We start from the raw sequence: 16,931 nt of genomic DNA on the forward strand, positions 1-16,931 counted from the left end.
AATAGTGCTTGAAATATTTGCTCATCGGCCCAAACACTGTAACTGAGCGATGACGATGAACCTTTGTACACCCAAGGCCGTCAGACCTCACACGAGCACGCTTATATAAGGGAAGAACTATGCTTACTCACGTCTTTTCCGATAAACACATCGACAGTGACAAACGCACCCAGGACTGGGTCACCGCTACTGTTGAAGTCACGCTCGAACGCCATTTGGAAGATCTGACCCGGGTCGAGGTCCATCTCAGTGATGAAAATGGCGGCAAGTCCGGTCCCAAGGACAAACGCTGCAAAATGGAGGCTCGACCTAAAGGACACCAGCCAATTCTCGTATCCCACGACGCTGATTCACTGACCCAGGCTGTGGAGGGTGCTGCTCAAAAACTGGAGCACGCTCTGGAGCACCTGTTCGGCAAGCTGCGTGGCAAACGTACAGTGACCCTCGCCCCGGAAGGGTTTGAGGCAAAAGAGCCAAAGCAGACCGCTGATGACTTGCTTGAAGAAGAGTTCCTGGAGAAAGAAAAGGAACTCGACAAGATCAGCTGATTGAACGTCAGTGAGGCACAAAAAAGGGCGGGCTTACCTTGGTAAGCCCGCCCTTTTTCATATGTAAAATCGACTTACAATTCCCCCTTCTCCACTTCCGGATGCTCGCCGGAACCGGCACCGGTCTTGCGATGAGGGTTCTCGATCTTCACCGACGGGAACTGCGAAGACGCATAGCGCACCACCAGAATGGCGAAGGCCAGCAACAGGATCGCCCCGGTCAGGTACACCACCCCCATGTCTGGCGGGTTGTGATGGGACACATTGGAAATCAGCAAGCGGGTCAGCGCCGTGATCGCCACATAAATCAGGAAGCGCACGGGCATGTGGTTGGTCTTGAAATATATCCCGACCATTGCCCCCAGCTCGAGGTAGATAAACAGCAGCAGGATGTCATCAATCGTGATGTTGCCCTTCTCCACCATTCCCAGGAATTCCATCACCGCCGCCCAGGCAGTGACCGCGCCAATGGCAAACAATGCCAGGTAATGGAAGGTTTCGACGAACAGGTTGCCCATCGACTCGGCCAGTTCATGAACCTGGCGACGTAGCTTCTCAGCTTTGTTAACTCTCACGATGCAGCTCCTTGAATCGACTCGAACGGATCATCCGCGATGCACATGACGCTTTTAACATGCAGAAAAAAGGCCATGTGGCAGCCTGATGCTGCTCACTTAAGATGATGGCGGGCGGCAATTAGACACGTCGGGCGCCCGCTGCGCCTATCAATTACAGCTAGAGTGAAAAAGCCGCTATTCAAATCCCGATGATTGGCTTATCCTTTTAGCTGTATATAAATACAGTAATCGCTAGATAATTTACGTGAAGGCATATGAGGTGGTAAATGGCCGTCGAAGTGGTATACCGCAGCAGCCGAGATCTGGAGCGTTTGTTCATGGATAAAGCCGAAGCTGACCGTCATGACAAAATGCTGGAACTGGCAGAGTTGCTGGCCGAAGTGTTGCAAAAAGCTGTGCCGTCCCTGAACGAGCAGCAAGTCGAAGAAGCCGGTATCTACATGGCGAAAAATCGCGATGTGTTTGCCAAGGCATTCAAGAGCCAGCCGGACGCCCTGTCCGAGTTGCTGGTCGACAGCGAGTAATCGCCCCCGGTTCTCGCTTGACTCTCCCCTACGGGGCAGCCTCTACCCTCAAATGCCCCCTTTGAGGTTGGCGTCATGATGAGCAAGCGAGTACTGGTGATTCTCGGTCACCCCGGCACGAACAGTTTCTGTAGCGCACTGGCAGACAGCTACATAGCTGCCGCCAAGGATGCCAGCCATGAAGTACGCATCATGCGCCTGGGCGCCCTGCGCTTCGACCCGGTGCTGCGCGAAGGCTATCAGGAGGTCCAGGCACTGGAGCCTGACCTGCTCCACGCCCAGGCCAACATCCTCTGGGCCGAACACCTGGTGCTGGTCTACCCGATCTGGTGGGGCGGAATCCCCGCATTGCTCAAAGGCTTTTTCGATCGCATCCTGCTGCCCGGTTTTGCCTTTCAATACCGCAAGGGCAAGGCTTTCCCCGACAAGCTACTGAAAGGCCGCAGCGCGCACCTGCTGGTGACGATGGACACCCCGCCGTGGTACTACAGATGGGTGTACCGCATGCCGGGGTTGCATCAGATACGCAAAACCACACTGGCGTTCTGTGGCATAAAACCCACCGCCACCCTGACGTTTGGCCCCATCCTGAACGCCACGCCTCATCAAAGAGACGCCTGGCTTCTAGAGGCACGCAAGCTCGCCACTCGATAATTCGGCGGGCGGCGATTAAAAGGACTTTTCATGTACATCGGCAAAGCCGCCCAATTGTCGGGCACCACCGTCAAAAGCATTCGCCACTACGAAGAAATCGGCCTGTTACCTGCACCGCAACGCCGTGGCGCTTATCGCATCTACAGCGAGCAAAGCGTTGAACTGCTGACATTTATCAAATGCGCGCAACAGCTGGGCTTCAAGCTCAAGGAAATGCAGGCCATCCTTGATCAACACCGCGGCCAGACGCTGCCATGGGAGGTCGTGAGCAACGCCATCGCCCGCAAAAAACACGCCGTAATGAATCAGATCGAAGCGTTGCAACAGGTGCATGCGGGGTTGGAAGAGTTTGAAACACGCTTTGCCATGGAAGGCCCGGAACTGGACCTGGCCTGTGTTCAGTCCTTGGGGTACAACAATTGATGAGCCAGCTCGTCCGAAACCCGTGCCGGTGAACGCTTTTCGGCCTGGGCGTGAGCATAGATGCCGGTCAGGCGCTGACTGATCTGCAGCAACTGCTGGTTGATGGCCTCGGGGGCGGCACCTTCATGGGTCAGGGCCATATAGATCAGCCCGCCGGAATTGATGACGTAATCCGGGGCATACAAAATCCCCCGCCGCTCGAGCTGATCGGCCACTTGTAGATTGGTCAGCTGGTTATTGGCACACCCGGCCACAGCCGAGCAGCGCAGTTGCGCGACGCTGTGCCAGTTCAATACGCCGCCCAGACCACACGGCGCAAGGATATCGCAGGGTGTGCTGAGCAAGGCTTCGCAGGCAATCGGGTGCGCCCCCAGTTGTTCCATGGCCAGGCGCACTTTGCCGGGGTCGGTATCGCAGACCAGCAATTCGGCGCCCGCAGCATGCAGCTGTTCGGCCAGCGCGTAACCCACTTTGCCCAGGCCCTGCACCGCCACCCGCAAACCTTCGAGGTTGTCGCTACCCAATCGCGACGATGCGGTGCTGCGAATGCCGGCAAAAACCCCCATGGCCGTATGCGGCGAAGGATCCCCCGCAGCAGTGGTGCTGGTGACATGCCGGGTGTGCTGGGCAATGCAGTCCATATCGGCAGTGGAGGTGCCGCTGTCAATTGCCGTGATATAGCGCCCGTCCAGTTGGTCCACACAGCGACCAAAAGCCTCAAACAGCGCCGCGCGACTATCAACGTGGGCCGCACGCACCACCACAGCCTGCCCCCCTCCAACAGCCAGCCCTGCCAGCGCGGCTTTGTAGCTCATGTCTTGGGCCAGGCGGATGGCATCACCGACTGCACTTTCGTCATTGGGGTAAGCAAGATAACGACAGCCCCCCAGCGCTGGCCCCAGGCGAGTGTTGTGGATGGCTATCACGGCTTTAAGGCCTGTAACGGGGTCTACACTAAGGTGCAGCGACTCGAGCTGAGCGCTTTGCATAAGAGCAAACATCATCAGGCCCTCGAACGATTATGGGTAAACGCCAGTATAGGTGGCGCCAGAAAATTCGTTGAAGAGCTCAGGAATAAGCCTGCGCGGTTTTCAGGGTTTCGGACATATCCCGGCGGGATAGGGTTCTGTGGGAGCGGGCTTGCTCGCGATGCAGGTAATGCGGTTATTACGCAAGACCGCGTTGATTCGATCGCGAGCAAGCCCGCTCCCACACACAGAGTGAGGTCAGGCCGGAGTGTCAGGCTGATTGGCCGGATGCGCCAGGATAAAGGCCGGGTGTTGCTCAGCCAGCGCTGCCACTCGGGCAATGCGCGGGTACGCCGCCATTGGCACGCCAAAACGCTGCGCCGCGTACAGCTGAGGGATCAAATACACATCCGCCAACCCGGGCTGCGCGCCAAAGCAGTAACCTTCGTCACCGATCAACTGCTCGATGGCTGCCAGCCCTTGGCCGATCCAGTGACCGATCCACTCCACCACCTGCTCCTCATCCTGCCCCAACTGGCGCAGGCGATTGAGCACGCTGACGTTGTGCAACGGGTGGATATCACAAGCAACCAGAGCCGCTACCCCCCGTTCATGAGCGCGGGTGGCGAGGTCAGCGGACAGCAGCGCCACCTGGGGATAGCGCTCTTCAAGGTACTCGATGATTGCTGGCGACTGGGTCAAGACGCAGCCTTCATCGGTACGCAAGGCCGGCACGCGGCCCTGCGGGTTGATGGCCAGATACGCCGGCTGACGGTGTTCACCGCCAGCCGGTACGAGCAGATTGACCGGCACCGCCTGATAATCCAGCCCTTTCAGGGCCAGCGCGATACGCACCCGGTAAGACGAGGTTGAGCGGTAATAGGTGAAGAGTTCCATGACCCGCTCCTTTTAGCGCGCGGCAACAACCTTGCCCCGGCACTCGCCAAAACCGATGGAAGCATGGCCTTCACGGGCGCAGCGGGCACGCAGGATGATTTCGTCACCATCCTCCAGAAATTTACGCACTTCGCCTGAAGCCAGTTCTATCGGGTGTTTACCGCCCTCGGTGATTTCCAGCAGGCTGCCCAGTTGCGAACGGGCCGGGCCCGACAAGGTGCCCGAACCGAACAGGTCACCGGACTGCAACTGGCAGCCGTTGACGCTGTGGTGAGCCACCAGTTGGGCCGCGGTCCAGTACATGTTCAGGCTGTTGCTCAAGCCCAGACGATGGGCTGGCAGGTTCTGCTCACGCATCGCCTCGGTCAGCAGCAGCACTTCAAGTTCGATATCCAGCGCGCCATTGGCCTGATCCCTGGTATCGAGCAGGTAAGCCAGTGGCTGTGGATCACCCTCAGGACGGGCCGGTTGCGCGCGACGGAATGGTTCCAGCGCCTCGGCACTCACCACCCACGGCGAGATACTGGTGATAAAGCTTTTGGACAGAAACGGGCCCAGCGGCTGGTATTCCCAGGCCTGGATGTCCCGTGCCGACCAGTCATTGAGCAGGCAGAAGCCGGCAATGTGCTCTGCAGCTTCGCTGACCGGGATGGCATCGCCCATGTCATTGCCTTTGCCAACCCAGATGCCCAGTTCCAGTTCGTAGTCCAGGCGGGCGCACGGGCCAAAGGTTGGCTCGGTCTGCCCGGCAGGCAAGGTCTGGCCTTTAGGGCGCCGAACTTCGGCACCGGACGGGCGAATGGTCGAGGCGCGCCCGTGATAGCCAATCGGCACATACTTGTAGTTGGGCAGCAGCGGGTTGTCCGGGCGGAACAGCTTGCCGACGTTTTTGGCGTGCTCAATGCCCACATAAAAGTCGGTGTAGTCGCCGATTTTGGCCGGCAGGTGCATCTGGCAATCAGCTGCCAGTGGCAGCAGGCGGGAACCCTGGGCTTCGATTTTGCCGCGCAGGGAACTGCCCTCCCCCAGCAGTTCCTGCAAACGCTCGCGCAGGGCAACCCGGGCGCCCCGATCCAGGGCAAAGTAGCTATTCAACGCCCCGCCCAACGAAGCCTCTACGGCTATCTTGGCCTGACCTTCAAACAGCCCCGCTGCCAGCCCGGCTTCCAGGTCGAAAATGGCATTGCCAATAGCCACCCCGCTACGTGGCGCCGAGCCATCAATGCTGAAAATGCCCAAGGGCAGGTTTTGCAGGGGGAAGTCGCTGTGGCCGTTGGCGGAGGCGATCCAGCTGCGGGTCAAAGTGGACTGGGTCATGGGTTATCTCCGGTTCGGGGTGAAGGTCACGGGCAGCGTGGCCCAGCAAGCGTCGTAGTTCGATTGCAGCTGCGGGCACTCCAGGGCGAACCGGCTGGGGCGCAACACCTGGCTGGTTTCGAACATAAAGGCCATGGTGTTTTCGATCTTGCTGGGTTGCAGCTCGGCCGCAATGGCTTTGGTACAGGTTTCGCCGTCCGGCCCGTGGGCGCTCATGCAGCTGTGCAGCGATGCACCGCCGGGCAGGAAGCCTTCGGCCTTGGCATCGTAACTGCCCTGGATCAGGCCCATGAATTCGTTCATCAGGTTGCGGTGGAACCAGGGTGGCCGGAAAGTGTTTTCAGCCACCATCCAGCGCGGCGGGAAAATCACGAAATCGAGGTTGGCCAGTCCCGGTACGCTGGTAGGCGAAGTCAAAACAGTAAAAATCGATGGATCGGGATGATCGAAGCTGACAGTGCCGATGGTGTTGAAGCGGCGCAGATCGTATTTGTACGGCACGTTGTTGCCATGCCAGGCCACTACGTTGAGCGGCGAATGATCCAGCTCGCAGCCCCACAACTCACCAAGAAATTTTTGCACCAGTTGCGTAGGGAGCGCACCGTCTTCGTAGTGGGCGAGCGGAGTCAGAAAGTCGCGAGGGTTGGCCAGGCCATTACTGCCAATCGGCCCCAGATCAGGCAGGCGCAGCGGTGCACCATGGTTCTCGGCAACATAGCCGCGGGCCTGCGGGTCAAGCAACTCGACACGAAACTTGAGACCGCGAGGGATGACCGCGATCTCCAGAGGCTGCAGATCCAGACGCCCCAGTTCGGTACAAATGCGCAAACGCCCCGACTCGGGAACCAGCAACATTTCGCCGTCGGCATTGAAAAACACCCGCTGCATCGAAGTATTGGCGCAGTAATGGTAAATGCTGATGCCCGAGGGTTTATCCGACCCGCCATTGGCCACCATGCCCACCAGGCCGTCGATAAAGTCCGTAGCCTCGGCAGGAATCGGCAGCGGGTTCCAGCGCAAGCGATTCGGCGTCACCGGGCCCAACGGGCCACCAGCCAGTTGCCGCTCCAGTTTGACGAACGCCGGATGGTTGGCTGACGGCTGGATGCGGTACATCCACGTACGCCGCGCCTCGCTGCGCACCATGGTGAACGCAGTTCCGGAAAACAATTCGGCGTACAGACCGTAGGGGGCTTTTTGCGGGGAGTTCTGACCCACCGGCAGGGCGCCGGGCAATGCTTCGCTGCTGAATTCGTTGCCAAACCCGGACAGATAGCCAAGACCTGACAAAGGCGAATCGACGTTCATGGAGCCTCCAGCATGGAGAAGGCAGATGACTGCGCCCTGCGCTGAAGGCATTTGCGCGTCGCTGCGTTATTTTTATCGTAATTCAATTACGCATAACGTAATTTGATTGGTACCAAGCGTCAAGCTATAAAGACGCCCATTCGTCCCGAGATATAAACACTTCCATGGAAAAGCCCCGCAGCAGCAACGACAGCACCGGCAAGCAAAAAGTGCGTTCGGCCGAGGTCGGCACTGACATCCTCAAGGCGCTGGCCGAGCTCTCACCCTCCACATCGCTGTCGCGCCTGGCCGAACACGTGCAAATGCCCGCGAGCAAGGTGCATCGCTATTTACAGGCACTGATTGCCAGCGGGTTTGCCGAGCAAAATGTCGCCACCAATCATTACGGTTTGGGGCGCGAGGCGTTGCGTGTGGGACTGGCTGCGCTCAACAGCATGGATGTGCTCAAGGTCGCCAGCCTGCCCCTGGCCGAACTGCGCGACGACTTGAACGAAACCTGCTTTTTGGCGGTGTGGGGTAACCAGGGCGCGACCGTGGTGCATATCGAGCCGGCGGTGCGGGCGGTCACGGTGGTGACCCAGCTGGGCTCGGTATTGCCATTGCTGAGCTCATCCACGGGGCTGGTGTTCAACGCTTTTTTACCGGATCGCGAAACCGCCGACTTGCGCGAACTGGAGTTCAAGACTGATCAGGTGCATCCGCTGCAAACACCTGCAGCCTACGTCGCACTTTGCAGTCAAATCCGCCAGCGCGGCCTGCACTTCGTCCATGGCTTGCTGATGCCTGGCGTCGATGCCTTGTCGGCCCCGGTGTTCAATGCGACCGGTCAGGTGGCGGCCGTACTGACAGTGGTTGGTCCCACCTCCCTGTTCCACGCCGATGAAAACGGGCCCGCAGCCAAACGCTTGTTGGCCGCGAGCCAGGCCATCAGTTGGCGGATGGGTTATCAGCCAGCCTGACAGCTCATTGTTTTAGACCATCCACTCGTATTTGGCCTCATCGAGCAGGTCTTTCATCATCTGCTCGATGTCGGCCATGGACGGTTGATCTACTCGCAGGCTGTCATCGAATGTCCAGGACCGGGAAAACACCCCCGATTCCCAGTCATCATGGGCCTGCACAGCGCCCCACTCCAGCGTATCCACACCCAGGCCGAGCAGGCTCTGACTGTACGTCAGGGTCTGGTCAACGATGTTATTCACCGTATTGAGATAGAGGCTTCTGCAATCCAGGCCCTGGGGCTGGAGTCGCTCGTCAAGAAACGAGCGCACACGCTCGATCACTTCTGCGCTGGGTTTGAGGCTGAAGCTGTTGATCGGCGATGCGGGTTTTTCATTACGGGTCATGGTGAACCTCCTGTCAGTGCTCCAGGCCCATCCGGCGTCGTGCACGGTTCAAGTCGACCTGGAGAGTCCGTGTGAAGGCTCATTCAACACCGGGACGACAGCAGGTGTGCGGCACATAGTTACCGCACAAGGACTGTTGCCGTAGCTGTAATACAGATTGTCCCAAACCGGGCTTACTCCGCTGCGGGCCAGCCCTTAAGCTTGCCGGACTTCGCAACACGGACACGCATCGAGTCGCATCGACTCTGCTCTCCCCGATTTACCCTGACGTTGATTTGTAGCTCCTTGATGAACGTCTTCCTTGGCCGCTGTTTTACAGCGGCCTTTTTTATGGTGCCCGAAAAAATCTGTGGGAGCGGGCTTGCTCGCGATGGCATCGACACGGTTTTCCAGTCAGACCGAGTTGAGTCAATCGCGAGCAAGCCCGCTCCCACGGGGTATGTGGCGGGTTTAAGAACTAGAACACCATCGCCAGCAACGGCGCGGCAAACAGGTTAAGGATGCCGGTCAGCACCATCACCAGCCCTGCTACCGAGCCTTCCTCACTGCCCACTTCGCGGGCACGGCTGACCCCTGCGCCATGAGCGCCGATACCAAACAGGGCGCCCCGGGCCAGACTGCTGCGCAGCGGCAGCCACTTGAGCAAAATACCGCCCAGCAACGCGCCAAACACACCGGTGAACATTACAAACACCGCCGTGAGCTCAGGTACGCCACCCAGATCCTGTGCCAGCGGCATGGCAAACGGTGTGGTGATGGAGCGCGGCACCAGCGACATGGTCAATGAGGTGTCCAGCGCCAGCGCCCGGGCCAGCCAGAACGAACTGCCAATGGACGCCGCGCTGCCCGCCAGCATCCCCAGCAGCAACGCCACCCAGTGACGGGCCAGCAACTTGCGTTGCTGCCAGATCGGTACGGCAAAGGCCACCGTTACCGGCCCCAGAACCAGCATCAGCCAGTGGGTATTGCTTGAGTATTCAGCATAGGCAGTGTGCAACGGCACGGCCACGGCTAGCAGCAAGGCCGGTACCAGGATCAGCGGAGACAACAGGTATCGCCCGGTACGCCGGTACAGCCAGCGGCTGAAGGCGTAGGTCAACAGCGTGAACAGCAGCCAGAACATGGGCATCAGTTCAAACTTCATGACGCATCCTCCAGCGGCACACCGCTTCCACCGTAAACGCCGTCACCACCATCACCAGCAAGGTACTCACGCCAATGACCAACAGGATGCGCCAACCTTCATCACGCACGATTACACCGTAATCAAGCAGGCTCATGAGTGCAGGGATGAAAAACAACAGCATTTCGGCCATCAACACACCGGCCCCCAATTGCAGGGTCGCCGGTCTGACCCAGCCCAGGGCAAACGCCAGCAACAGCAGCGCCATGCCCACCACCCCGCCCGGGATCGGCAAGTGCCCCCAGGTTGCCAGCTGGCAGCCCAGAAAATACAGCGCCAACAAAACGGCCAGTTCACTGACCAACCGACCCAGGCGTTTTACATCGAAGCGTTTCATGTTGTTTCCATTTCAGACAGGTTTCCAGTTTAAAGAGCCTGCTAACATCCCGGAAACGAATTGTCAGACTTGTAGCCATTCCAAAATGGAATCATGCCAATGGAATTCAAACACCTGCGCACCTTTGTCGAAGTCGCCCGCCAGGGCGGTTTTACCCCCGCCTCCCACAGCTTGCATATCAGCCAGTCAGCGGTGAGCAAACAAGTGGCGCAGCTCGAGCACAGCCTCGGTACACCGCTGTTCGACCGCCTGGGTTCTCAGGTGCGGCTGACGGCAGCGGGCAATGTGGTGTTGCAGCGGGCCGAAGGCATGCTGCGCTTGCATCGGGAGTTGTTGAGCGAGCTGGACGACTTGAGCCAGATGACCCGGGGGGAACTGCGGGTGGGCCTGCCGCTGCTGGGCAGCAACACCCTGTTTGCCGGGCTGTTTGCCGAATACCGTCGACGCTACCCGAATATCCGGGTGCAGTTGCTCGAAGAAGGCAGCTTGAATATCGAACAGGCCGTTTTGAGCGGCGAACTGGAGCTGGGCGGCAGCCTGACCCCGAATAATCCCGCGTTTGCTTATCAGCCGTTTTGTGACGAGCCGCTGGATGTTCTGCTCCCGGCCGATCATCCACTGGCCGAGGGGCCCGGCGTAAGACTTGAGCAATTGGCTGATACGCCCTTTTTGCTCTACCAGCGCAGCTTTGTGCTCAACGACCGGGTGCTCAAAGCCTGCCAGCAGTCAGGCTTTACCCCCAACGAAGGCGGGCGCAGTGGCCAGGCGGATTTTCTGGTGGCATTGGTGGCTGCAGGCCAGGGCGTAGTGTTGCTGCCCAGTGTGGTCGCCCGTGGGCTGGTGCGCCCCGGGGTGGTGCGGCTCAAACTGCTCGCACCGGATGACTTGCGCTGGGATATCGCGTTTATCTGGCGTGATGGCGCGTATCTGTCACGGGCAGCCCAGGCCTGGCTTGAGCTGCTGCGTGAACGCCCGGTTACGGCTTCAGTGTTTTGATCAGTTCTGCAATCCACGGCTCGGAGTCTTCCTCCGGAGTCACCGTGACGCTGGAGTCCAAACGCAGCATCGGCAGCACTTCACGCACGCCAAGCTCGGCAAACAGTTCGCGCATTTGCTCACCACCGCCACAAAACGTGTCACCGTAACTTTCATCACCCAGGGCAATCACTGCCCCAGGCAGCCCGCGCCAGGCGCCTGGCAACTGGTCACGGATGGCGCTGTACAGCGGCACGAGATTGTCCGGCAGCTCGCCCATGCCCGTGGTCGAGGTCACCGCCAGCAGCGCTTCGGGAGCAAACGCCTGGAGATCGGCCAAAGTGGCGCGGGTATTGAGCAAAACCTCAAAACCGGCATCGGTCAGCAGTTGTTTCGCATTGCGGGCGACTTCTTCAGCGGTGCCGTACACCGAGCCGGAAAGGATGGCGACTTTCATCAATCTGATCCTGTAGCTGACTAAAAGCCTGGGATATTAACAGGTCTGGCAGCGATGCCTTACCATGCGCCCATCTGTATGCCTCTCTGGAGAACCACTCAATGATCAACGCCCGTTTATTACAACGCATGGTGGACGCGTCCCAGGACGGCATTGTCGTTGCCGAACAAGAAGGTGAAGACAACATCCTGATTTATGCAAACAACGCCTTTGAAACCCTCACCGGCTACAGCCGCGACGACATCCTCTATCAGGACTGCCGCTTCTTGCAGGCTGGCGACCGTGACCAGCAGGGCCTGCAATTGATCCGCGAGGCGATTGCCAGCGGTCAGCCCACCCGCCAGATCCTGCGCAACTATCGCAAGGACGGCACGCACTTCTGGAATGAACTGTCGATCACGCCGGTGTTTAACGAAAACGACAAGCTGACATACTTTATTGGCGTGCAAAAAGACGTCACCTTGCAGGTAAAGGCCCAGCAGCGGGTCGCCCAGCTCGAAGCCCGACTGGCCTCGGTTCAGGCTGAACTGCAGGCGCTCAAAGCGACGAGCGGATTAAACAAAACGTAGAAATTACGGTCTGATAGTCGCTGTGACGATTTTTCAGACACCTTTTCGAGCTTTATCCATGTCGCACGATGCCCTTTTGACTCAGGACGAACTGGATTTCATCCAAACGATGCACCAAAACCCGCTGTTGAATAAACGGGATGCTTCGTCGAGCCTGATGGTCAACGGGATGTCGCAAATCCGCGATTTGCTGACACGCCTTGCCGCCCATGAACAGGTCACCATCCAGGCACAAATTGCCAATCAGCAAATGAGTTTTCCGCTGCGCCTGGTTGAAGACGAATTCCATGCCCAGCATCTGCAACTCGGCGCCCCGAGCATCTTCGAAGACGGGCCAAAGGCGCGCCCCTGGCGCCTGTCACTGGCCGAGCCGGTGCCGCTGGAAAATATCCGCGGCAAGGCAGGTCATCTGTGGGTAACCGAACTGTCATTCAAAGGCGTGCTGATTGAAATGCGTCACGACAGCCAGCCGCCACGCCAGTTTGCACAGTGGTTCAGCCCCGATGGATATGAGCGGATCAACCTGCGCGGCACCCTGGAGCGCAAAACGGAAACGGGCCTTTATGCCTACCGCCTAAGCCAGAGCGACAAGGGCGAAACCGAGCATCTGCGCCAGTACATCCTGCAACAACACCGCCTGGCGCACCCGGGCCTGCACGTCTGATCAACCCCCCGGCGTTGCCTTGAGTTCAGCATCCAGACGTTGATTGATCAGGCGTGACACACTCCCCAGGCAAGCGATGGATGAGTTCGCCAAAGCCTCCTGAACCACATCCGAGGCCTCACCTGCCAACGACACCGAGCAATTCAGGGTCTGTGCCAGGCGTGTCAGCCTGCGCTGGTGGACCGTGTTCAATGCATGGTTGGCAAACAGCACAACGGCCCGGGGCTCCAGCTTCTGGCAAACCAGTGACAACTCTTCCAATGGCTGACCTATGGCCACAACCCTGACCACGCGGTCATTACGGGTCAGCAGCAAGCCCGCCACCAGCAACTCCAGCTCGCGGCACAACTCAGGCATCGCCACCACCAGCACGCACGGGCGGGCAACAGCGGCCTGCAATTGAAGGCGATGCTGTACCCGACCGCGCAAGAAGCCGTCCAGCAGCAGCCATTCACTGGTACGGCCAAAAGTATCCCGGGTCCCAAGCAGTTGCTGCCACAGCGGCAGGAAAATCCCCTGAAACACAACGTCAATCGGGTAGCTGGAGAAAATCTGCCCGTAAAGACGCTCCAATTCGGGTTCGTTAAAGTCCGTGAGGGCGCTGCCAATACGGGTTTGCCAGTCGCGGTACTCACTGCTGGCGGGTGCCGGGACATCGACGGAACTGTTGCTTGCTAGCAATTGCGCGACTTTGCTGACAGAAACCCCACGCTCAAGCCAGCCCATGACCTGACGAATCGTTCCAATATCGCTCACGGAATACAGACGATGCCCACTTTCGGTGCGTTTTGGTTCGATCAACCCATAGCGGCGCTCCCAGGCACGCAGGGTTACCGGGTTGATTCCCGTCAGCCTGGCCACTTCCCGGATCGGATACAGACCCTGGCAATCATCAGCCTGGGCAATGGGCTCGAGTTCAGTAATCACAGGCATCGGCAGGGCAACAATCAGAAAGGGTGACTGGATTCTACCCGTCAATCCAGACCCTGTGGGAGCGGGCTTGCTCGCGGTGCAGGCCACGCGGTCTGTCAGGTGAGCGCGGTGATGCCCGCTCCCACAAACGGCGCTGTGTGTATTCAGGAACAATCCTTGCTTGTTTTTACGGACATGGCCCACCACCCCGGCGCCGTGTTTTGTGATTGCCCTACCCGGGCAGCATCAGCCTCATGGAGATACACAATGTCTACCTCCCCTGTCACATTGATGGTTGCGCGCCGTGTCGCCAAAGGCCGCTACCAGGAACTGATCGCCTGGCTGCACGAAGGCGAACAGCTGGCCACGGACTTTGCCGGCTACCTGGGCTCGGGCGTTCTGGCGCCGCCACCGGGCGACGACGAATTTCAAATCATCTTCCGCTTTGCCGACGAATCCACCTTGCATGCCTGGGAGCACTCCGTCTCGCGTAAGGCCTGGTTGCTGCGTGGCAGCGACCTGTTCGCCAACCCTTCCGAGCACCGGGTCAGCGGCATCGACGGCTGGTTCGGCAATACCGGGCAAAGACCGCCCCGCTGGAAGCAGGCAGTCGCCATCTGGCTGGCGTTCTTCCCGGTCTCACTCCTGTTCAACTTTGTATGCGCCCCCTTGCTCGGCGAGTTAGCCCTGTTGCCACGGGTACTGGTCAGTACCCTGGCCCTGACGCCGCTGATGGTTTACCTGTTTATTCCACTCTCTACCCACTTGCTGGCAGGTTGGCTGCACAGCACCCCAGGCAAACCCCTGCGCAGCGCTATCGCGACACCGCGCCACTAATCTCGGGCTTGGCCGTCAGGTCGCGGACACTGGTATAGTTTTGCCAATGCGCCGCGACTGTTTCCGGCTTTTGTGCACCGAGTACGTCATGCCCACTTCTACCGCACCGATTCTGATCACTGGCGCAGGCCAGCGCGTTGGCCTGCATTGTGCGCAGCAGCTGCTGGCCGACGGCTATCCGGTGATTTTCACCTATCGCAGTGAAAAACCCGGCGTGCAAATTCTCCGCGACCTGGGTGCCATTGCGCTGTTTGCCGACTTTTCGACCGAAGCCGGCATTCTCGATTTTATCGAACGGCTGAAAATACACACCGACAGCTTGCGGGCGATTGTCCACAACGCCTCGGCCTGGCTGGAAGAAACCCCACAGACAGAAACCAGCGCCTTTTTGCACATGTTCAGCGTGCATATGCTCGCGCCATATCTGATCAACCTGCATTGCAGCGAGCTGCTCAAACGCTCGAACCCTGCAGATATTGTGCATATCAGCGATGATGTAACACGCAAGGGCAGCAGCAAGCATATGGCCTATTGCGCAACCAAAGCCGGGCTCGACAGCCTGACCCTGTCATTCGCGGCTAAACTGGCGCCACAGATCAAAGTCAACGGTATCGCCCCGGCCTTGCTGATGTTCAACCCCGACGACGATGCGGCGTACCGCACCCAAGCGCTGGCCAAATCCGTGCTGGGCATCGAGCCCGGCGCCGAGGTGATTTACCGCAGCCTGCGCTATCTGCTGGACAACCCGTATGTGACCGGCACCACCCTGACCGTCAACGGCGGCCGGCATTTAAAATAATGCCGCCCCGCGAGGAAGTACTTAGATGAGCGCATCACTGCCTGAGCATTACCGCGAGATTCTTATTGGTTTAGGCGAAGACCCTGAGCGCGAAGGCCTGCTCGACACCCCCAAACGCGCCGCCAAAGCCATGCAATACCTGTGTCATGGCTACGAGCAGAGCGTGGAGAAAATCGTCAACGGCGCCCTCTTCGCCTCTGACAGTGACGAAATGGTGATCGTGGCCAATATCGAGCTGTACTCATTGTGCGAGCATCACCTGCTGCCCTTTATCGGCAAGGCCCATGTGGCCTATATACCGACGGGCAAGGTACTGGGGCTGTCGAAAATCGCCCGCATTGTCGACATGTTTGCCCGGCGCCTGCAGATCCAGGAAAACCTCACCCGGGAAATCGCGGACGCCATCGAAAGCGTCACCCAGGCTGCCGGTGTGGCCGTGGTGATCGAAGCCCAGCATATGTGCATGATGATGCGCGGCGTAGAAAAACAGAATTCGACCATGAACACCTCGGTCATGCTCGGCGCCTTCCGCGAACCGAGCACCCGCATGGAGTTCTTGCAACTGATTGGACGGAGCAAGTCGTAATGCCACAACTTCAGCCAGGAATGGCCCGTATTCGCGTCAAGGACTTGTGCCTGCGTACCTATATCGGCATCAATGAGGAAGAAATCCTCAACAAGCAGGATGTGTTGATCAACCTCACCATCCTCTACGCGGCGCAGGAGGCGGTGCGCGATAACGATATCGACCACGCGCTCAATTACCGCACCATCACCAAGGCCGTGATCCAGCATGTCGAAGAGAACCGCTTCGCCCTGCTTGAGCGCCTGACCCAGGAGTTGCTGGATCTGGTGATGGCCAACGACGCGGTACTGTATGCCGAAGTCGAAGTCGACAAACCGCACGCGCTGCGCTTTGCCGAATCGGTGTCGATTACACTGGCGGCGAGCCGTCAGACTGCAACCTCATAACCCCGGTGAACCCCATGACACCTCAAGAACAGCTTGAACTGGAGGCAGCCGCCTTTCGCCGCCTTGTCGCGCACCTGGACAGCCGCAAGGACGTGCAAAACATAGACCTGATGAACCTCTCGGGTTTTTGCCGCAATTGCCTGTCCAAGTGGTACAAGGCCGCAGCAGACGAGCGCCAGATCGCCATCAGCCTCGATGATGCACGCCAAGTGGTCTACGGCATGCCGTATGCCGAGTGGAAAGCCCAGTACCAGAAAGAAGCCAGCGCCGAACAGACGGCGGCGTTCACCCAAGGAAAAAAGCATGACTGATTTGAACACCCTGCGCGCCAGCCTCAACAGCGGCGAGCACGTTTTTGCCGATACCCTGGCGTTTATTGGCGCGCACTACGATTACCAGCCTCAGAGCTTCATCAACGGCGGTGTGGAAAACGCTGCAGGGCAAAATGAAGGTTCGTGCAAGACCCTGGGCCTGGCCCTGCTGGAAGGTTTGAGCGACCAGGAAACCCTGCTGGCTTTCGGCGAACACTACCGCTCGGTACTGGCCACGCCTGAAGGCACAGACCACAGCAACATTCGCGCACTGATTGCCCACGGCCTGGCCGGGGTCAAGTTCGAAGCCCAGCCGCTTACGCGCAAGGTGTAATACTGCAACTCATCGTGG

The 16,931-nt window shown here is 58.8% G+C and carries 24 protein-coding genes; 14 read left to right on the top strand and 10 right to left on the bottom strand.

Annotation, left to right across the window (positions count from 1 at the left end; translation table 11 throughout):
* Nucleotides 1-119: 119 nt before the first annotated feature.
* On the top strand, nucleotides 120-548 hold the full coding sequence (locus FHL07_RS13365; protein ID WP_095001183.1) for an HPF/RaiA family ribosome-associated protein: 429 nt from the start codon (nucleotides 120-122) through the stop codon (nucleotides 546-548).
* 74 nt (nucleotides 549-622) lie between these two features.
* Here FHL07_RS13365 and FHL07_RS13370 read toward each other — a convergent pair whose 3' ends face one another.
* Nucleotides 623-1,123: a phosphate-starvation-inducible protein PsiE gene (locus FHL07_RS13370; protein ID WP_016781843.1), complete on the bottom strand. Its 501-nt coding sequence runs from the start codon at nucleotides 1,121-1,123 to the stop codon at nucleotides 623-625.
* A gap of 269 nt (nucleotides 1,124-1,392) precedes the next feature.
* Here FHL07_RS13370 and FHL07_RS13375 point away from each other — a divergent pair, with 269 nt between their 5' ends.
* The 3 genes from FHL07_RS13375 (at nucleotide 1,393) to FHL07_RS13385 (ending at nucleotide 2,727) form a co-directional block, all read left to right on the top strand.
* Complete coding sequence (locus FHL07_RS13375; RefSeq protein ID WP_016781842.1) at nucleotides 1,393-1,650, top strand: YebG family protein; 258 nt, start codon at nucleotides 1,393-1,395, stop codon at nucleotides 1,648-1,650.
* A gap of 78 nt (nucleotides 1,651-1,728) precedes the next feature.
* Complete coding sequence (locus FHL07_RS13380) at nucleotides 1,729-2,304, top strand: NAD(P)H-dependent oxidoreductase (protein ID WP_095001390.1); 576 nt, start codon at nucleotides 1,729-1,731, stop codon at nucleotides 2,302-2,304.
* 30 nt (nucleotides 2,305-2,334) lie between these two features.
* Nucleotides 2,335-2,727: a MerR family transcriptional regulator gene (locus FHL07_RS13385; RefSeq protein WP_095018224.1), complete on the top strand. Its 393-nt coding sequence runs from the start codon at nucleotides 2,335-2,337 to the stop codon at nucleotides 2,725-2,727.
* On the opposite strand, the gene FHL07_RS13390 is transcribed toward FHL07_RS13385, so the two are convergent.
* The 4 genes from FHL07_RS13390 to hmgA form a co-directional block, all read right to left on the bottom strand.
* A complete protein-coding gene (locus FHL07_RS13390; protein ID WP_095018259.1) occupies nucleotides 2,703-3,728 on the bottom strand; it encodes a Leu/Phe/Val dehydrogenase in 1,026 nt (341 codons plus the stop codon). The genes FHL07_RS13385 and FHL07_RS13390 overlap by 25 nt on opposite strands.
* A gap of 225 nt (nucleotides 3,729-3,953) precedes the next feature.
* Nucleotides 3,954-4,592 carry a maleylacetoacetate isomerase gene (gene maiA, locus FHL07_RS13395; protein WP_095001181.1) on the bottom strand — a complete coding sequence of 213 codons (639 nt, stop codon included), beginning with the start codon at nucleotides 4,590-4,592 and terminating at the stop codon, nucleotides 3,954-3,956.
* Between the two features lie 12 nt (nucleotides 4,593-4,604).
* On the bottom strand, nucleotides 4,605-5,909 hold the full coding sequence (fahA, locus tag FHL07_RS13400; RefSeq protein ID WP_138738587.1) for a fumarylacetoacetase: 1,305 nt from the start codon (nucleotides 5,907-5,909) through the stop codon (nucleotides 4,605-4,607).
* 3 nt (nucleotides 5,910-5,912) lie between these two features.
* Nucleotides 5,913-7,217: a homogentisate 1,2-dioxygenase gene (gene hmgA / locus FHL07_RS13405; RefSeq protein WP_095018226.1), complete on the bottom strand. Its 1,305-nt coding sequence runs from the start codon at nucleotides 7,215-7,217 to the stop codon at nucleotides 5,913-5,915.
* A 164-nt stretch (nucleotides 7,218-7,381) separates the two neighbouring features.
* Here hmgA and FHL07_RS13410 point away from each other — a divergent pair, with 164 nt between their 5' ends.
* On the top strand, nucleotides 7,382-8,176 hold the full coding sequence (locus FHL07_RS13410; RefSeq protein WP_095001178.1) for an IclR family transcriptional regulator: 795 nt from the start codon (nucleotides 7,382-7,384) through the stop codon (nucleotides 8,174-8,176).
* A 12-nt stretch (nucleotides 8,177-8,188) separates the two neighbouring features.
* Here FHL07_RS13410 and FHL07_RS13415 read toward each other — a convergent pair whose 3' ends face one another.
* The 3 genes from FHL07_RS13415 to FHL07_RS13425 all read right to left on the bottom strand — a co-directional run bounded on the left by FHL07_RS13415 (nucleotide 8,189) and on the right by FHL07_RS13425 (nucleotide 10,083).
* On the bottom strand, nucleotides 8,189-8,563 hold the full coding sequence (locus FHL07_RS13415) for a hypothetical protein (protein WP_138738588.1): 375 nt from the start codon (nucleotides 8,561-8,563) through the stop codon (nucleotides 8,189-8,191).
* Between the two features lie 457 nt (nucleotides 8,564-9,020).
* Nucleotides 9,021-9,707, bottom strand: a complete 687-nt coding sequence (locus tag FHL07_RS13420; RefSeq protein WP_095001175.1) for an LrgB family protein — start codon at nucleotides 9,705-9,707, stop codon at nucleotides 9,021-9,023.
* The gene (locus FHL07_RS13425; protein WP_095001174.1) at nucleotides 9,697-10,083 is read right to left on the bottom strand and encodes a CidA/LrgA family protein; all 387 of its coding nucleotides are present in this window, start codon (nucleotides 10,081-10,083) and stop codon (nucleotides 9,697-9,699) included. The genes FHL07_RS13420 and FHL07_RS13425 overlap by 11 nt, the downstream gene beginning before the upstream one ends.
* Nucleotides 10,084-10,182: 99 nt before the next feature.
* Here FHL07_RS13425 and FHL07_RS13430 point away from each other — a divergent pair, with 99 nt between their 5' ends.
* Complete coding sequence (locus tag FHL07_RS13430; protein WP_095001173.1) at nucleotides 10,183-11,079, top strand: LysR family transcriptional regulator; 897 nt, start codon at nucleotides 10,183-10,185, stop codon at nucleotides 11,077-11,079.
* Here FHL07_RS13430 and FHL07_RS13435 read toward each other — a convergent pair.
* Entirely contained in the window at nucleotides 11,060-11,515 is a 456-nt protein-coding gene (locus FHL07_RS13435) for a flavodoxin (protein ID WP_095001172.1), read from the bottom strand. The two genes, FHL07_RS13430 and FHL07_RS13435, sit on opposite strands and share 20 nt — an antisense overlap.
* Nucleotides 11,516-11,616: 101 nt before the next feature.
* Here FHL07_RS13435 and FHL07_RS13440 point away from each other — a divergent pair, with 101 nt between their 5' ends.
* Together FHL07_RS13440 and FHL07_RS13445 are read left to right on the top strand one after the other, a co-directional pair.
* Nucleotides 11,617-12,084, top strand: coding sequence for a PAS domain-containing protein (locus FHL07_RS13440; protein ID WP_095001171.1), 468 nt, complete (start codon nucleotides 11,617-11,619; stop codon nucleotides 12,082-12,084).
* Nucleotides 12,085-12,142: 58 nt separating this feature from the next.
* Nucleotides 12,143-12,748, top strand: coding sequence for a hypothetical protein (locus tag FHL07_RS13445; RefSeq protein ID WP_095018230.1), 606 nt, complete (start codon nucleotides 12,143-12,145; stop codon nucleotides 12,746-12,748).
* Here FHL07_RS13445 and FHL07_RS13450 read toward each other — a convergent pair whose 3' ends face one another.
* Nucleotides 12,749-13,681: a MerR family transcriptional regulator gene (locus tag FHL07_RS13450; protein WP_095018231.1), complete on the bottom strand. Its 933-nt coding sequence runs from the start codon at nucleotides 13,679-13,681 to the stop codon at nucleotides 12,749-12,751.
* Between the two features lie 246 nt (nucleotides 13,682-13,927).
* On the opposite strand from FHL07_RS13450, the gene FHL07_RS13455 reads away from it, so the two are divergent.
* The 6 genes from FHL07_RS13455 to FHL07_RS13480 all read left to right on the top strand — a co-directional run bounded on the left by FHL07_RS13455 (nucleotide 13,928) and on the right by FHL07_RS13480 (nucleotide 16,913).
* Complete coding sequence (locus FHL07_RS13455; RefSeq protein ID WP_095001168.1) at nucleotides 13,928-14,497, top strand: antibiotic biosynthesis monooxygenase; 570 nt, start codon at nucleotides 13,928-13,930, stop codon at nucleotides 14,495-14,497.
* A gap of 88 nt (nucleotides 14,498-14,585) precedes the next feature.
* Nucleotides 14,586-15,296, top strand: a complete 711-nt coding sequence (gene folM, locus FHL07_RS13460) for a dihydromonapterin reductase (RefSeq protein ID WP_095001167.1) — start codon at nucleotides 14,586-14,588, stop codon at nucleotides 15,294-15,296.
* 25 nt (nucleotides 15,297-15,321) lie between these two features.
* Complete coding sequence (folE, locus tag FHL07_RS13465) at nucleotides 15,322-15,882, top strand: GTP cyclohydrolase I FolE (RefSeq protein WP_095001166.1); 561 nt, start codon at nucleotides 15,322-15,324, stop codon at nucleotides 15,880-15,882.
* On the top strand, nucleotides 15,882-16,268 hold the full coding sequence (gene folX, locus FHL07_RS13470) for a dihydroneopterin triphosphate 2'-epimerase (RefSeq protein ID WP_095001165.1): 387 nt from the start codon (nucleotides 15,882-15,884) through the stop codon (nucleotides 16,266-16,268). Before folE ends, folX begins: the two co-directional genes overlap by 1 nt.
* Nucleotides 16,269-16,282: 14 nt before the next feature.
* On the top strand, nucleotides 16,283-16,579 hold the full coding sequence (locus tag FHL07_RS13475) for a DUF1244 domain-containing protein (protein ID WP_095023069.1): 297 nt from the start codon (nucleotides 16,283-16,285) through the stop codon (nucleotides 16,577-16,579).
* Nucleotides 16,572-16,913 (top strand): HopJ type III effector protein, encoded by a 342-nt coding sequence (locus tag FHL07_RS13480; protein WP_095023070.1) that lies wholly within the window; start codon nucleotides 16,572-16,574, stop codon nucleotides 16,911-16,913. The genes FHL07_RS13475 and FHL07_RS13480 overlap by 8 nt, the downstream gene beginning before the upstream one ends.
* The last annotated feature ends 18 nt before the right edge of the window (nucleotides 16,914-16,931 follow it).

Origin of the sequence: Pseudomonas sp. FSL W7-0098 (assembly GCF_005930585.1) — a bacterium.
In the GTDB taxonomy this organism is placed as follows: Bacteria; Pseudomonadota; Gammaproteobacteria; order Pseudomonadales; family Pseudomonadaceae; genus Aquipseudomonas; species Aquipseudomonas bubulae.

Excerpts from the sequence above, each read along its gene's own strand:
- FHL07_RS13365 (WP_095001183.1), top strand. The coding sequence starts at position 120 with ATGCTTACTCACGTCTTTTCCGATAAACACATCGACAGTGACAAACGC.
- FHL07_RS13375 (WP_016781842.1), top strand. The coding sequence starts at position 1,393 with ATGGCCGTCGAAGTGGTATACCGCAGCAGCCGAGATCTGGAGCGTTTG.
- FHL07_RS13380 (WP_095001390.1), top strand. The coding sequence starts at position 1,729 with ATGAGCAAGCGAGTACTGGTGATTCTCGGTCACCCCGGCACGAACAGT.
- FHL07_RS13385 (WP_095018224.1), top strand. The coding sequence starts at position 2,335 with ATGTACATCGGCAAAGCCGCCCAATTGTCGGGCACCACCGTCAAAAGC.
- FHL07_RS13390 (WP_095018259.1), bottom strand. The coding sequence starts at position 3,728 with ATGTTTGCTCTTATGCAAAGCGCTCAGCTCGAGTCGCTGCACCTTAGT.
- maiA (WP_095001181.1), bottom strand. The coding sequence starts at position 4,592 with ATGGAACTCTTCACCTATTACCGCTCAACCTCGTCTTACCGGGTGCGT.
- fahA (WP_138738587.1), bottom strand. The coding sequence starts at position 5,909 with ATGACCCAGTCCACTTTGACCCGCAGCTGGATCGCCTCCGCCAACGGC.
- hmgA (WP_095018226.1), bottom strand. The coding sequence starts at position 7,217 with ATGAACGTCGATTCGCCTTTGTCAGGTCTTGGCTATCTGTCCGGGTTT.
- FHL07_RS13410 (WP_095001178.1), top strand. The coding sequence starts at position 7,382 with ATGGAAAAGCCCCGCAGCAGCAACGACAGCACCGGCAAGCAAAAAGTG.
- FHL07_RS13415 (WP_138738588.1), bottom strand. The coding sequence starts at position 8,563 with ATGACCCGTAATGAAAAACCCGCATCGCCGATCAACAGCTTCAGCCTC.
- FHL07_RS13420 (WP_095001175.1), bottom strand. The coding sequence starts at position 9,707 with ATGAAGTTTGAACTGATGCCCATGTTCTGGCTGCTGTTCACGCTGTTG.
- FHL07_RS13425 (WP_095001174.1), bottom strand. The coding sequence starts at position 10,083 with ATGAAACGCTTCGATGTAAAACGCCTGGGTCGGTTGGTCAGTGAACTG.
- FHL07_RS13430 (WP_095001173.1), top strand. The coding sequence starts at position 10,183 with ATGGAATTCAAACACCTGCGCACCTTTGTCGAAGTCGCCCGCCAGGGC.
- FHL07_RS13435 (WP_095001172.1), bottom strand. The coding sequence starts at position 11,515 with ATGAAAGTCGCCATCCTTTCCGGCTCGGTGTACGGCACCGCTGAAGAA.
- FHL07_RS13440 (WP_095001171.1), top strand. The coding sequence starts at position 11,617 with ATGATCAACGCCCGTTTATTACAACGCATGGTGGACGCGTCCCAGGAC.
- FHL07_RS13445 (WP_095018230.1), top strand. The coding sequence starts at position 12,143 with ATGTCGCACGATGCCCTTTTGACTCAGGACGAACTGGATTTCATCCAA.
- FHL07_RS13450 (WP_095018231.1), bottom strand. The coding sequence starts at position 13,681 with ATGCCTGTGATTACTGAACTCGAGCCCATTGCCCAGGCTGATGATTGC.
- FHL07_RS13455 (WP_095001168.1), top strand. The coding sequence starts at position 13,928 with ATGTCTACCTCCCCTGTCACATTGATGGTTGCGCGCCGTGTCGCCAAA.
- folM (WP_095001167.1), top strand. The coding sequence starts at position 14,586 with ATGCCCACTTCTACCGCACCGATTCTGATCACTGGCGCAGGCCAGCGC.
- folE (WP_095001166.1), top strand. The coding sequence starts at position 15,322 with ATGAGCGCATCACTGCCTGAGCATTACCGCGAGATTCTTATTGGTTTA.
- folX (WP_095001165.1), top strand. The coding sequence starts at position 15,882 with ATGCCACAACTTCAGCCAGGAATGGCCCGTATTCGCGTCAAGGACTTG.
- FHL07_RS13475 (WP_095023069.1), top strand. The coding sequence starts at position 16,283 with ATGACACCTCAAGAACAGCTTGAACTGGAGGCAGCCGCCTTTCGCCGC.
- FHL07_RS13480 (WP_095023070.1), top strand. The coding sequence starts at position 16,572 with ATGACTGATTTGAACACCCTGCGCGCCAGCCTCAACAGCGGCGAGCAC.